The organism is Pandoraea sp. ISTKB (assembly GCF_001721285.1).
Taxonomy (GTDB): domain Bacteria; phylum Pseudomonadota; class Gammaproteobacteria; order Burkholderiales; family Burkholderiaceae; genus Pandoraea; species Pandoraea capi.
This window is the reverse complement of record NZ_MAOS01000027.1, coordinates 20,212-33,768: the sequence shown is the minus strand read 5'-3', so window position 1 is coordinate 33,768 and position 13,557 is coordinate 20,212. Positions and strand designations below refer to the sequence as shown.

The 13,557-nt window shown below is 64.5% G+C and carries 10 protein-coding genes and 1 pseudogene; 7 read left to right on the top strand and 4 right to left on the bottom strand.

Translation table 11 applies throughout. From position 1 onward, the window contains the following. Positions 1–133 precede the first annotated feature (133 nt). Positions 134–856, top strand: coding sequence for an amino acid ABC transporter permease (locus A9762_RS08365; protein WP_069341637.1), 723 nt, complete (start codon positions 134–136; stop codon positions 854–856). Between the two features lie 87 nt (positions 857–943). Then, positions 944–1,678 (top strand): annotated as a pseudogene (locus A9762_RS08360) (amino acid ABC transporter permease); the annotation flags it as partial. 142 nt (positions 1,679–1,820) lie between these two features. Here the strand turns inward: A9762_RS08360 and A9762_RS08355 are convergent. Next, positions 1,821–4,109 carry an NADP-dependent malic enzyme gene (locus tag A9762_RS08355; RefSeq protein WP_069341581.1) on the bottom strand — a complete coding sequence of 763 codons (2,289 nt, stop codon included), beginning with the start codon at positions 4,107–4,109 and terminating at the stop codon, positions 1,821–1,823. 213 nt (positions 4,110–4,322) lie between these two features. Here A9762_RS08355 and A9762_RS08350 point away from each other — a divergent pair, with 213 nt between their 5' ends. Both A9762_RS08350 and A9762_RS08345 read left to right on the top strand, forming a co-directional pair. Next, complete coding sequence (locus A9762_RS08350) at positions 4,323–5,300, top strand: LysR family transcriptional regulator (protein WP_069341636.1); 978 nt, start codon at positions 4,323–4,325, stop codon at positions 5,298–5,300. A 144-nt stretch (positions 5,301–5,444) separates the two neighbouring features. Then, positions 5,445–6,722 (top strand): autotransporter strand-loop-strand O-heptosyltransferase, encoded by a 1,278-nt coding sequence (locus A9762_RS08345; RefSeq protein WP_069341580.1) that lies wholly within the window; start codon positions 5,445–5,447, stop codon positions 6,720–6,722. Between the two features lie 101 nt (positions 6,723–6,823). Here the strand turns inward: A9762_RS08345 and A9762_RS08340 are convergent, their stop codons facing one another. Continuing rightward, the gene (locus A9762_RS08340; protein ID WP_069341579.1) at positions 6,824–7,945 is read right to left on the bottom strand and encodes a 3-deoxy-7-phosphoheptulonate synthase; all 1,122 of its coding nucleotides are present in this window, start codon (positions 7,943–7,945) and stop codon (positions 6,824–6,826) included. Positions 7,946–8,032: 87 nt separating this feature from the next. Next, positions 8,033–8,644 carry a TetR/AcrR family transcriptional regulator gene (locus A9762_RS08335; RefSeq protein WP_069341578.1) on the bottom strand — a complete coding sequence of 204 codons (612 nt, stop codon included), beginning with the start codon at positions 8,642–8,644 and terminating at the stop codon, positions 8,033–8,035. A gap of 157 nt (positions 8,645–8,801) precedes the next feature. Here A9762_RS08335 and A9762_RS08330 point away from each other — a divergent pair, with 157 nt between their 5' ends. The 3 genes from A9762_RS08330 to A9762_RS08320 all read left to right on the top strand — a co-directional run bounded on the left by A9762_RS08330 (position 8,802) and on the right by A9762_RS08320 (position 10,943). After that, a complete protein-coding gene (locus tag A9762_RS08330) occupies positions 8,802–9,830 on the top strand; it encodes an MBL fold metallo-hydrolase (protein ID WP_069341577.1) in 1,029 nt (342 codons plus the stop codon). A 157-nt stretch (positions 9,831–9,987) separates the two neighbouring features. Continuing rightward, positions 9,988–10,512 carry a helix-turn-helix transcriptional regulator gene (locus A9762_RS08325; RefSeq protein ID WP_069341576.1) on the top strand — a complete coding sequence of 175 codons (525 nt, stop codon included), beginning with the start codon at positions 9,988–9,990 and terminating at the stop codon, positions 10,510–10,512. 14 nt (positions 10,513–10,526) lie between these two features. Continuing rightward, positions 10,527–10,943 (top strand): VOC family protein, encoded by a 417-nt coding sequence (locus A9762_RS08320; RefSeq protein WP_069341575.1) that lies wholly within the window; start codon positions 10,527–10,529, stop codon positions 10,941–10,943. A gap of 81 nt (positions 10,944–11,024) precedes the next feature. On the opposite strand, the gene A9762_RS08315 is transcribed toward A9762_RS08320, so the two are convergent. Beyond that, positions 11,025–13,217, bottom strand: coding sequence for a bifunctional diguanylate cyclase/phosphodiesterase (locus A9762_RS08315; RefSeq protein ID WP_069341574.1), 2,193 nt, complete (start codon positions 13,215–13,217; stop codon positions 11,025–11,027). Between the last annotated feature and the right edge of the window lie 340 nt (positions 13,218–13,557).

Sequence of the window (13,557 nt, the reverse complement as noted above, 5' to 3'; positions counted from 1 at the left end):
TTGCCCGTCGGCCCCGGCCGGGGCGCATGGGATGAGAGCCCCGTGCGCGCCCGGCCTGTTGCTTTGCTTCATGCACAGCGTCTCGCATCACGTCTTGAATCGCGTCTTGCATGCCCCCATCGGAACTCCCGTCATGATCGACTGGCTCGCCCCGAAGTATCTCGGCTGGCTGCTGACCGGCTTCGGTGTCACGCTCGCGCTGGCTGCCGCCGCGAGCGCCGCCGCGACGTTGCTCGGCTTCGTGCTGGCCGTCGCGCGCAACTCGGATAACCCACTGTTCTCCCGCCCGGCCGCCACGTTCGTTGCGCTCATGCGCAACACGCCGTTGCTGGTACAACTCTTCTTCTGGTATTTCGGTGTGGCTGCCTTGCTGCCACCGGATGCCGTGCAATGGCTGTCGCAGGCGCATGTCTGGCACGTCGTGCTGTTCGATATCCGCTGGCCGACGCTGGAAACCCTCGCAGGCTTCGTCGGCCTGACGATCTACACCACGGCCTTCATCGGCGAAGAGATTCGCGCAGGGCTGCGCGGCGTGCCCGCCGGGCAAACGCATGCCGCCGCCGCCCTCGGCCTCACCCGCTTCGCGATCTTCCGTCACGTGGTCTTGCCGCAAGCGGTGCGCATCGCCCTGCCGCCGCTCTTCGGGCAATACATGAACGTCGTGAAGAATTCCTCGCTGACGATGGCGATCGGGCTCGCTGAACTCTCATACGCGTCACGTCAGGTCGAGACGGAAACCTTCAAGACGTTTCAGGCGTTCGGCATCGCCACGCTGCTCTATATCGGTGTCATCGCGCTGATCGAAGCCGTCAGCATGACTACGACGCATCGCCATGCCGCCGCGCCATCGCGTTGATCACCGCGTGCTACGCCCCTTGATTCGTCTGCGCCTACCGATGCACCACGCGCGCGCTGGCGCCCCCCCATCCGTCATGAACCCGCCATGAATTTCTCCGCCGTAGTCGACAACCTGCCCTACCTGCTCTGGGGCGACTTTCCCGACGGCCCACTCTCGGGTGCGGCACTCACGCTCGTGCTCGCGAGCGTGAGCGCGCTCGCCTCGGGCGTGCTCGGTCTGGCCGGCGGTATCGCACTGGCGATGCTCAGCGGCCCGTCGCGATGGGCGCTCACGTTCGTGATCGGCTTCTTTCGCGCGATCCCGGTGCTGATGTTGATTTTCTGGACGTATTTCCTGCTGCCGATCCTGTTCGGCGTGAATGTCCCCGGCCTTGCCACCGTGGCGTGCGCGCTCGCGCTGATCGGCGGCGCGTATCTCTCGCACACGGTCTACGCCGGGATTCGCGGTGTGGGCATCGCGCAGTGGCAGGCCGGCATGTCGCTCGGTCTCACGCGCGTGCAGACGCTGCGTCACATCGTGTTGCCGCAGGCGCTACGCATCATGACGCCATCGTTCATCAACCAGTGGGTGTCGCTCGTGAAGGACACCTCGCTGGCGTACATCGTCGGTGTGGCCGAACTGTCGTTCGTCGCCACGCAGGTCAACAGCCGGCTGATGGTGTATCCCGCCGAAGTGTTCGCGTTCGTCGCACTGATCTACTTTGTGATGTGCAGCGCGCTCGAATGGCTGTGCACGCGATTGCTGAGCAAGCCACGGCGTGTGCCGCTTGATGAAGACGATGCGCAGAACGCAGCCCCATACGCAATGAAAAAGCCCCGCCGGTTTCGGCAACGCATCGTGTCGATGCTGCTGCCGACCCCGTCGGGGCTCACACGTACCTTCGATCGCTTACGCCGTCTGGCGCATCGCGACCGGCGTCGCGCGCCGGAACACCTCCCGGAGCACGAACGCCGGGTGGACTTCAGTCACGATTGGCCTGGATGACCGTCAGCGCCGTCATGTTGATGATGCGTCGCACGGTCGAGCTCGACGTCAGCACGTTGACCGGTGCGCCCACACCCAGCAGGAACGGACCGACGGCCACGTTGCTGCCTGCGCCCGTCTTGAGCAGGTTGTAGGCGATGTTGCCGGAGTCGACGTTCGGGCACACCAGCAGGTTGGCGGCGCCCTTCAGACGCGAGTGCGGCAGGATGCGGCTGCGCAGGCCTTCGTCCAGCGCGCAATCGCCGTGCATTTCGCCGTCGATTTCCAGATCCGGCGCCTGAGCCGTCACCATCTCCAGCACGCGGCGCATCTTCGTGCCCGACGCGGCGCTGCCCGAGCCGAAGTTCGAACGCGAGAGCAGCGCGACCTTCGGGTTGAGGTTCAGACGCGTCATCTGCTTGGCCGCAGCCAACGTGAATTCGGTGATCTGCTCGGCCGTCGGATCATCGTTGACGTGCGTGTCGACGAGCGCCACGGTGCGCTTGTCGAGCAGCAGAATGTTCATCGCTGCATAGGTGTTCGCGCCCGCTTGCTTGCCGATGACTTCGTCGACAAAGCGCAGGTGATCGTGATACGCCCCCACGGTGCCGCAGATCATGCCGTCGGCATCGCCCAGACGCACCATCATCGCGCCGATCAGCGTGAGACGACGACGCATTTCGACACGCGCCATCTCCTTGGTGATGCCATCACGGCAACGCAGTTCCCAGTAACTGGTCCAGTACTGGTGGAAGCGCTCGTCGTAGTACGGGTTGGTGACTTCGACGTCTTCGCCCAGACGCAGACGCAGACCGAACTTCTCGATGCGTGCGAGCAGCACTTCCGGACGCCCCACGAGAATCGGACGCGCCAGCTTCTCGTCGACGATCACCTGCACCGCGCGCAGCACGCGCTCTTCCTCGCCTTCGGCGAACACGATGCGCGACTTGCCGCCGTCACGCACGAGTTGCTTGGCCGCCGAGAAGATCGGCTTCATGAACGCGCCCGAGTGGTACACGAACTGCTGCAACTGGTCAGCGTAGGCGTCGAAGTCCTCGATCGGACGCGTAGCGACGCCGTCTTCCATGGCAGCACGCGCCACGGCCGGTGCGATACGCACGATCAGACGCGAATCGAACGGCTTCGGAATCAGATATTCCGGCCCGAACGACAGGTCATACGCGCCGTAAGCGTTGGCGACGGAGTCGTTGAGTTCTTCCTGCGCGAGGCCGGCAATCGCGTGCACGGCGGCGATTTCCATGTTGCGCGTGATGGTGGTCGCGCCCACGTCGAGTGCGCCACGGAAGATGTACGGGAAGCACAGAACGTTGTTGACCTGGTTCGGGAAGTCCGAGCGGCCGGTGGCGAGCACCACGTCGTCGCGGGCGGCACGGGCGTCTTCCGGGAAGATTTCCGGCGTCGGGTTGGCGAGCGCCAGAATCAGCGGGCGCGAGGCCATCGTCTTGAGCATTTCAGGCTTGAGCACGCCGCCGGCAGACAGACCGATGAACACGTCGGCGCCTTCGATCACTTCGGCGAGGGTGCGCTTGTCGGTCTTCTGGACGAAACGGGCCTTGTCCGGGTCCATGCCCACGGTGCGGCCTTCGTACACGACACCGTCGATGTCCGTCGCCCAGATGTTTTCGATGGGCAGACCGAGGTCGATCATCAGGTCGAGGCAAGCCAGCGCAGCAGCGCCGGCGCCCGAGGTCACGACCTTCACTTCACGAATGTCCTTGCCGACCACCTTCAGACCATTGATGAACGCAGCGCTCACCGTGATGGCGGTGCCGTGCTGGTCGTCGTGGAAGACGGGGATCTTCATGCGTTCGCGCAGCTTGCGCTCGACGGTGAAGCACTCCGGCGCCTTGATGTCTTCGAGGTTGATGCCGCCGAACGTGGCTTCGAGGCTGGCGATGATGTCGACCAGCTTGTCCGGGTCGCTCTCGGTGATTTCGATGTCGAACACATCGATCCCGGCGAACTTCTTGAAGAGGACGGCCTTGCCTTCCATGACCGGCTTGGACGCGAGCGCACCGATGTTGCCCAGCCCCAGCACGGCGGAGCCGTTGGTGATCACGCCGACGAGGTTGCCACGGCCGGTGTACTTGAACGAGGCCGACGGGTCGGCCGCGATTTCCTGACACGGAATGGCGACACCCGGGGTGTAGGCGAGCGCCAGGTCGCGCTGCGTGACGAGCGGCTTGCTGGCCGTCACGGAGATCTTGCCCGGGGTCGGGAACTGGTGATACTCCAGGGCGGCCTGGTGATCGTTGCTGTTGCTCATGGCAATGTCGTCCTCGTTGGATGTCTCGGCTATCTGACTCTGTCTTGCGCAGCGAACCGTTCTGGAGACGGCTACCGCCCCGGCGCATCAGAGGTGAGGCCATTCTAGGGAGCCGCCAGCGGGGGACGATTCTGAATTACTATGGGGGCATCATATTTTCGTTATAAGCCCGGAGCACCGGGGGTTTCAGAGGATCGAGAACAGATGGTGGCGGTGCCTTTCGATACGGGGGAAGTGGTCCGGCGGCTGACGACCCGGCTCAAGATGCGTCATCTCGTGCTGCTGTTGCAAATTCAGCAGCACGGTTCGCTCACGCGGGTGGCCGAGCATATGGCGACCAGCCAGCCGGCGGTAACCAGCGCCCTGGCCGAGCTGGAAAGCATGCTCGGCGGCCCGCTGTTCGACCGTACGCCGCGCGGCATGACCCCGACGCCGCTGGGCGACGTGGTGCTGGCCCGCGCGCAGGCGATGGTGCACGATCTGGACCATCTCACGCGCGATATCGAAGCCGTGATGGCCGGACACGCCGCGCGCTTGCAGGTCGGCGTGATTCCTTACATTTCCGGCACGATGCTCGCGGCGGCCATCCAGCAGACCCTGGCCCAGATTCCGCAACGCCTGACCGTCACGCTGCACGAGGGCACGAGCGAAGCCCTGATGGCGCAGTTGCGCGATCACACGCTGGACGTCGTGATCGCCCGCGCGGCGGCGTCGGTCGACCCCACGCAAGTGCAGTTCGAAGTGCTGCATCACCAGATGCCACGGGTGGTCGCGAGCCGCCGCCTGGCCGCCCGGCTGGGCCGCAGCGCGCCGGTATGGGCGCAACTGGCCGAACTCGACTGGGTGATGGGTGCACCGAACACACCCCTGCGCGATCAGCTTTCCGACCTGTTCCTGCATGCCGGCGTAGTGCCGCCCGTGCCCGTGGTGGAGAGCTTCTCGTCGCGGCTGACCGGGGAGTTGCTCGCCAGCAGCGAGCGCGCCGTATCCCTGCTGCCCGCCGACATCGCCGAGGAACTGGTGCGTATCGCCGGTGTGGCGATCGTGCCGTGGTCGCTCACGTGGACGCTGCCGCCCGTAGCAATGTTCACCCGCCGCGAAAACCCGCGGGAAACGCACCGTCTCTTCACGCAAGCGTTGCGAACGCAGTATCAGATGGTGGCGGGCGCCCCTTCCGACGCCAAAAAGTGACAGCCAACGGGGCACAAGCCAGTGGCGCAAGAAAGGGACGGAAAGGTCTTTCACCGCCAAAATCGCCGAATTCCATGAAATACGGCCTTTTCCGCTCGTTTCCTGCGCGATTGCCCGCGTGCCGGGCGTCGTAATGTGTCGTCCATGAACGACGCCGTCTCCCCCACATCTCCCGACAACGTGACGTCCGCCGGCAACGCACCGGCCGTGACGCCGTTCGCCCAATCCCCGCGCCAGATCTTTCTCGCGCCCGCCCTGCTGCCAACGCAGGTCGGCCCGGCTGGCCTGCGCTTCGACTTCAACGACGGCGCCCGCGTGGTGATCCCCGACTTCGGTCAGCCGTTGCCGTGGCGTGTGCGCATCAGCGACCTGCGCGACGACAGCACGCTGAACGACGTCTCGCTATCCTCCGGCGTGGTGCGCAGCCCGGCCAAGTACTACGTGCCCTACGGCATCACGATCTGGCTCAACGATGTGGTGGTCTTCGAGCATCGTTTCGACCTTCGGGATCAGGACGTGCTTGTCCAGTTCCCGCTCGCCGCGCTGGGCGATGTGCTGGGTTGGCTACCGTATGCGCTGCGCTTCGCCGAGGTGCATGGATGCCGACTGGCGTGCGTGGTCACACCGGCGGTCGCCGCGCTGTTTCGCGACGCGCATCCGCAGATCGATTTCGTCGAGCAGGAGAAGGTGGAGCGTCGCAAGTACTACGCGACGTACAACGTCGGCCTGTTCTTCGACGACACGACGCTGATCCAGCAGCCGCGCGATTTTCGCGAGACGGGGCTGCATCGGACGGCGGCGCACATTCTCGGCGTGGACGACAGTGAGGCCCCGGCGAAGACGGCGTTACCGGACACGTCGCGTCCGATGGCACAACCGTACGTGTGCATCGCGGTGCAGAGCACGGCACAGTGCAAATACTGGAATCGGCCCGGAGGATGGGATGCGGTGGTCGCGGGTTTGCGCGAGCGCGGCTTGCAGGTGGTGTGCATCGATCAGAAGCCACGCCACGGCAAGAACGACTTCTGGCAGTTGATTCCGGACGGCGCCATCGACGCCACGGGCGATCTGCCGCTGACCGAACGTGCCCGCTGGCTCCAGCATGCCGACGCGTTCGTCGGGTTGTCGAGCGGCCTGTCGTGGCTCGCCTGGACGATGCAGACACCAACGGTCCTCATCTCCGGCTTCACGCTGCCGCACAACGAGTTCGCGACACCCTACCGCGTCATCAATCCGGACGTCTGCACCGGCTGCTGGCACGACCCTGCCATTCGCTACAACCACGACGATTTTCACTTCTGCCCGCGCCACAAGGGCACCGAGCGCGCGTTCGAATGTACTCGGACGATTGCCCCCGAGGCGGTGCTGTCGGCCGTCGACCGGATTCCCGGTCTGGGACAACGGCAAGCCGCTGACGCCTGACGGTCATCGGCAACTCGCCATCCGGAATACAAAACGCCGCCGGTGTCACATCGACACGGCGGCGTTCTGCGACGTTCTGCATTGGCCTTCGCCAGATCCCGTTATGCCACCTTGCGACGATCCCGCACGGCCTGTGCGAGTTCGTCGAGTGTCGCAGCGGTCTGATCCCAGCCGATGCAGGCGTCCGTAATGGACACGCCACGCTGGAGCGGCACACCGGGCTTGAGGTCCTGACGGCCGCCATTGAGATGGCTCTCGATCATCACGCCGACGATGCGCTTTTCACCGCCGGCCAGTTGCTTGCCGATATCGCGCGCCACCGGAATCTGGTTTTCGTGATTCTTGTTCGAGTTCGCATGCGAGCAATCGATCATGACTTCCTCGGGCAACCCGGCCTTCGCGAGCGCCGCACAGCACGCCGCGACCGACGCGGCGTCGAAGTTCGGCCCATGCTTGCCGCCACGCAGAATCACGTGGCACTCCCGGTTACCGCGCGTCTCGAAGATGGCCGCCATGCCCATCTTCGTCATGCCCATGAACGCGTGCGGCGAGCGTGCGGCCACGATGGCGTCCGCCGCGACCTGCACACCGCCGTCGGTCCCGTTCTTGAAGCCCACGGGGCACGACAGCCCCGATGCGAGCTGACGGTGGCTCTGGCTCTCGGTCGTGCGCGCGCCGATGGCGCCCCACGCCACGAGGTCTGCGATGTACTGCGGGCTGAGCAGATCGAGGAATTCGGTGCCGGTCGGCAGGCCGAGCGCGTTGATGTCGAGCAGCAACTGACGCGCCGCGCGCAGTCCCTCGTTGATACGGAAACTGCCGTCCAGACGCGGATCGTTGATGTATCCCTTCCAGCCGACCGTCGTGCGCGGCTTCTCGAAATACACGCGCATGACGATCAGCAGATCGTCGCGCAGCGCTTCGCTCTTGGCCTTGAGCAGGCGGGCGTATTCCATCGCCTGATCGTGATCGTGAATCGAGCACGGGCCGACGACGACCACGAGGCGGTCATCGCGAAACGCGAGCACGTCGGCGATTTCGCGGCGGCTCGTCTCGACCAGCGTCTCGGTCTGCGCCGGTACGGGCAGTTCGTCGAGCAGCAAGGCGGGGGAGATGAGCGGACGCACGGCGCCGATACGAACGTCGTCGATGCGCGTGGTGTCATGGGTGGCATCAGCCACGCCGGTGGTCTGTGCCTGCTTGGGATCGTCGATTTGGCTCAAGACGGGGCTCCAACTTGCGATTCGTGTATGTGGGGGTAATGCGGTGTTGCAGTGTTTCAACCGTCCGATACGGAACTAACGCCAGGACTAGCGCGCGTAATAGCTGAGGAACATGGCGAGCGCAGCTTCGGCCACACGCACCCGTTCGGCTTCGGTCAGCGGCGCTTGTCCCAGTGTGACCTGCGGCCAGAAGGCAAAGCTCTTCACGAGTCCCTGCAACTGATGGGCGACAAAGTCCGCATCGCCCTGCGCCAGACGTCCATCCGCCATCGCGGCGCGGATCCACGCCGTTTCACAGCTTTCCTTCTCTCCCATCCGGCGAACGATACGCTCCGCGCGGTCGGGGGAATGAATTATCTCGGCCATCGCCGTGCGCGCCAAGTCAATGAAGCTCTGATCTGCCAGCAACTGTAGCTTTTGCATCAGCAGGTGACGCAACTGCACGTCCAGCGGCTGATCGGCACGATAGACGACGTCAACGCCCGCCGCACTGCTGTCCCAGAGATGTTCGAGCATCACCGCGAACAACTCCTCCTTGCTCGGGAAGTGGTTGTAGACGGTGCGCTTCGATACGCCTGCTGCCGCCGCAATCCGATCCATGCTCGTGGCCTCGAAGCCGGCGGTGCGGAACTCCTCCACCGCCGCGCCCATGATGGCGTCGCGCTTTCGGTCGGTGAGGCGTTTCGGGGCTTGCGTCATGAGCGGGAGGAATGGGTAGAGGAGACCAGGGACTGGCAAAAACCTGCGAACGCGCAATTTTACACTGATGAGTATACTTTTTCGAAATTTGAATCTACACTCATCAGTGTAATTTTTCCAGAATGACGTCCTGCCCCCCCTTGATCCAGGAATTACCGTGACCGCCGTCTCCAGTTGCCCCCAACGCCGTCTGCCGGCTTACGCCGAATCTCCCCAACACCGCGACGGGCGCTTTCGCAACCCGTCGCCACGGCCCGCTATGGGTTTCCTGGCGGGCCTGAAGCTTTTCTGGACGGTACTGTTCGACAAGCCGCGCGGCACGGTGCCGAACCAGCCGATTCCGGTGCGCGCCATGACCTTCAGCCAACTGGACGCCGCCCCGGATCGCAGCCTGTTCCGGCTCGGCCACTCGACCGTGCTCATGAAGCTGCGCGGTGAGTTCTGGATTACCGATCCGGTCTTCTCGAAGCGCGCCTCGCCGTTCCAGTGGCTCGGCCCGGCCCGCTTTCATGCGCCGCCCATCGGCATCGACGATCTGCCGCCCATCGCCGGCGTCATCCTCTCGCACAACCACTACGACCATCTGGACCGTCACGCCGTCATGGCATTGGCGGACAAGGCGCGTCGCTTCATCACGCCGCTGGGCGTGGGCGACCAACTGATTGCGTGGGGCATCGACGCGAGCAAAGTGGAGCAACTGGACTGGTGGCAGTCGACGACGGTCGAGGGTCTGCATCTGACGGCCACACCGGCGCAGCACTTCTCCGGCCGGGGACTGACCGACAGCGACCGCAGCCTCTGGGCGTCCTGGGTCATTCGTGACGACGACCTGCGCGTGTTCTTCAGCGGCGATACCGGCTACTTCGACGGCTTCAAGACGATTGGCGAGAAGTTCGGTCCGTTCGACATCACGCTCATGGAAACCGGCGCCTACAACGAGCGCTGGGCTTACGTGCACATGCAGCCCGAGGAAACGCTTCAGGCGCACCTCGACCTCAAGGGACGCCACCTCCTGCCGATCCACAACGGCACGTTCGATCTGTCGATGCATGTCTGGCAGGAGCCGTTCGAGCGCATCGCTGCGCTGGCCGCCGCACAGGGCGTGTCGCTGATCACGCCTGAGATGGGCGAGCACGTGGATATGCGCGCCCCGCATAGCGGGTCCGCGTGGTGGCGCATGGTCTGACAAGGCCTGACATGGCCTGAGAGTCGCGCGTCGCTTGCGCGCGTTCTCCCCGGATTCGGGGAGGGCGGGGGTTTGGGCTTTACACTAGGCGGGCATTCATTGCGCCCGTCGGCCCCATCCGATCCTCGATCCTCGATCTTCGATCCCCGATTCCGCTATGCCACCTCCCGCACGTCGTCGCGCCGCCACACCATCCGACAGTGGACTCACGCTATCGCCAGCACTGCTGCGTCGGCTCTTGCGCGCCCGGGATCGGATGGACGCCGCCTCGCACGAGGCGTGGCCCGTCAAGCGGCTGGCGGCTGTCAGCGGTACCTCAGAAGCGCACTTCGCGCGCTCGTTCAAGCAAGCCTTCGGGCTTCCTCCGCATCGCTACCTGCTCACGCGCCGCATCGAGCAGGCCAGCACGCTGCTGCGCGACACCGACTTCAACATCACCGATATCGCCTTCGCCACGGGCTGGGAGAGCGTGGGCACGTTCGGGCGCATCTTTCGCGACATCACCGGGCAGAATCCCGGCGCGTACCGAAAACAGGCACGGGAGAACCCGGCGCCGCTCGATCTCGTCCCCGCCTGCGTTCTGAAGGCGGTGCAGCGACCCGATCTCAACATCGCAGTTTTGGAGAAGCGCCGCCGGCTGACAGACGATACAGTCCATCCATCAACCAAGGAGGCCTTATGAGCGTTATGAGCGGGATGAATCAGGGCGTTGGCGTAGTGGGGCTGTACGTGGACGATCAGGACGAAGCACTGAAGTTCTACGTCGACAAACTCGGGTTTCGCGTGCACACGGACGCGCGCAACGGCACGTATCGGTGGCTGACGGTCCAGCATCCGGACCAGCCGCTCTTTCAGTTGGGCCTGTTCGCGCCGGGCCCGCCGATTCATGACGAGGCAACCGCGCAAACGCTGCGGGCCATGGTCGCCAAAGGCGCCATGCCGCCGCTCGTGCTGTATGTCGACGACTGCCGCGCCACCTACGACAAGCTCAAGGCCCGCGGCGTCGAATTCACGCAAGAACCCGTGGACCGCTACGGCAGTGTCGACGCCGGTTTTCGCGATCCCGCCGGCAATGGCTGGAAGATGATTCAGCCGCCGAAAGCGGCGCAGTAGGCGAACTCCGTTAGCAAAGCGCCGCCCTCCCGTGATATCGGTATGGGCGGCGCAGCCTCTCGTGCCCATCGGCACAAAGGCTTACGCCCGGTTCAACTGGCGCCCCACATCGAACATCGCCCCGAACTCGACTGCGGGCATCGGCACACCGAACAGATACCCCTGCCCTTCGTCGCAGCCAAGCTGGCGCAGATTGTCGCGCTGCTGAGGCGTTTCCACACCTTCCGCGATGGTGCGCAGATCGAAGCTCCGCGTCATGTCCACGAGCGCGCGCACCACCGATGCGTCGCGCTCCGATTCCATCATGCCCTGCACGAACGAACGGTCGATCTTGATGCGGTTGAGCGGGTAGCGGCGCAGCATGCTGATCGACGCATAGCCCGTGCCGAAGTCGTCGAAGGCAATGCTCACGCCGTGCTCGTGCAGACGTTGCAGCGCGTCGAGCACGACATCGTCATCGAGCACGATGCTCTCGGTGACTTCCAGCTCCAGTGCCTGTGGCGGCAAACCGTGCCGCGCCAGTACCGACTTCACCTCGTCGACGATGCTCCCGATGCGAAATTGCAGACCGAACAGATTCACGCCGATACGGAAGTCGGGCGCGCCGTTGCGACGCCAGTACGCGGCCTGCGCGCACGCTTCGTCGAGCACCCATGCCCCGACGGACGCCGCCAGCGGCCCACGCTCCAACGCGGGGAGGAATGCCGCCGGCGAGAGCAGGCCGCGCTGCGGATGCCGCCACCGGATCAGTGCCTCCGCCCCCGTGAGCGAACCGTCGGCAAAATCCACCTGCGGCTGATAGAACAGCACGAACTCGCCGTCGTTGACCGCGCGATGCAACTCGATGTTGTACACACGTCGTGCGGTCGCTTCCACACGCAATGCGTCGATGAAGACGAATGTCTGCCCGGCACCGTGCTGCTTCGCCCGGGAAAGCGCGAGATCGGCGTTGCTGATCAGACTCAGCGCCTCCTCCGTCTGATGATGCGCCACGGCAATGCCGCAGCACGCGCTCACCCGCACATCGAATCCCCCGACCACCATCGGCTCCGCGATGGCCGCAAGTGCGGCATCCGCCCGGCGACGCGCTTCCACAGCGTCCGTGACACCCCACAGCAACAAGGCGAACTCGTCGGCGCCGATGCGCGCCACCGTGTCGACCGTGCGTACGAGGCGGGTCAGGCGCCGCGACACCTCGCACAGCATGCCGTCGCCCACGGCGTGCCCGAGCGTATCGTTGATGTCCTTGAAGCCGTCGAGATCGAAGATGGCGACGGCCGCGCCGTTGAGACACACCGACGCCACCTCGGCATCGCGATAGAAACTCGCACGATTCGCGATGCCGGTCAGCACATCGGTGCTCGCCAGACGCCTCAGCATCTCGCCACCGTCGCGCAAGGTGCTCAGGTCGTGCACGTGGGCATTGAAGGTCTGCGAGTCGTTCTCCTTCCAGCAGAACAGCGACAGACTCATCGGAAACTCGCGGCCATCACGACGCTGGCCGTGCACTTCGGCCGGCATCGTCATGCCGTCGACCGATCCGGCACTGACGGCCTGCGTGATCTGATCGCGCAGCGCGGCGCGGCTGCGTACGGCCAGCAGCGTCTCGACGGAGCGTCCCGGGCCGTCGGCGACGTCGTGACCGAACAGTGCCGCCGCAGCATGATTCCAGTCGAGAATTTCGCCGTAGGCGTCGAACCGGATCATCGCCGTCGGCGAGTGCCGCTCCGGCTCCGCGAACGTGTGGCGCTCACGCTCGATGAACAGTTCCACACGCCGCAATTCGAGCCGGTCGGACGCCATGCGTCCCAACTCGCGCAAGCGCTCGCGATCGACCTCGGTGAATGTGTGATTCGGTTCGCTATCGATGACGCACAGCGCGCCGAGCGCATGACCGTCCACCGATTTGAGCGGCACGCCCGCGTAGAAGCGCACCTGCGCGTTGCCAGTGACCAGCGGGTTGTCGTGAAAGCGATCGTCGAGCGTGGCATCGGGCACGACCATGACGCCTTCGCCATTGATTGCATGCGCGCAGAACGAGGCGTCGCGACTCATGTCGACGTCCTTGTCCGTGCTTGAAAAGCCGGTGGCGGCCGCAAAGAAGACGTGATCGTTGCCGACCATGTTCACGGCGGCGACCGGCACACCGAACATGTGCGCGGCAATATGCACGACCGCGTCGAGACTCGGCAGCGGACGTTCGCTGCCCAGGCCGTAATCCGCCAGTGCAGCCAGCCTTTCCTTTTCCGTCGGCAATACAGCGGGACACTTCATCGTCGGTCTCCTCGCCCATGAAAAACAGCTTGATGGACAACGTCGGATGCCTGATGTGCGGTGCGTGGAAAGCCTGGCTGTCCGCACCGTTTGAACCGGGTCCTCATGCGAGCCGCACACGCCATACTTCGCCCCGTAGCGCGTGCCTGCTTGCCAGACTCCGGATATTCGACGTCCGATTTAGCGGATTATAAAGGCAACACCGTAAAAGATGCCTCCGGTTTGTTCGTTATACAAAACATGCCGAAAGCCCGGAATTCGAGTGCGGTTTTTAATTTTTTCGTACGACTCGCCAATGACGACAAGCCCGTACGGCAGGCGCATCCGGCACGCACGGTGC

Bases quoted from the DNA above. Each gene is read 5' to 3' on its own strand.
- A9762_RS08325 (WP_069341576.1), top strand. From the start codon at position 9,988: ATGCCACCTCCCGCACGTCGTCGCGCCGCCACACCATCCGACAGTGGA.
- A9762_RS08345 (WP_069341580.1), top strand. From the start codon at position 5,445: ATGAACGACGCCGTCTCCCCCACATCTCCCGACAACGTGACGTCCGCC.
- A9762_RS08320 (WP_069341575.1), top strand. From the start codon at position 10,527: ATGAATCAGGGCGTTGGCGTAGTGGGGCTGTACGTGGACGATCAGGAC.
- A9762_RS08315 (WP_069341574.1), bottom strand. From the start codon at position 13,217: ATGAAGTGTCCCGCTGTATTGCCGACGGAAAAGGAAAGGCTGGCTGCA.
- A9762_RS08355 (WP_069341581.1), bottom strand. From the start codon at position 4,109: ATGAGCAACAGCAACGATCACCAGGCCGCCCTGGAGTATCACCAGTTC.
- A9762_RS08335 (WP_069341578.1), bottom strand. From the start codon at position 8,644: ATGACGCAAGCCCCGAAACGCCTCACCGACCGAAAGCGCGACGCCATC.
- A9762_RS08365 (WP_069341637.1), top strand. From the start codon at position 134: ATGATCGACTGGCTCGCCCCGAAGTATCTCGGCTGGCTGCTGACCGGC.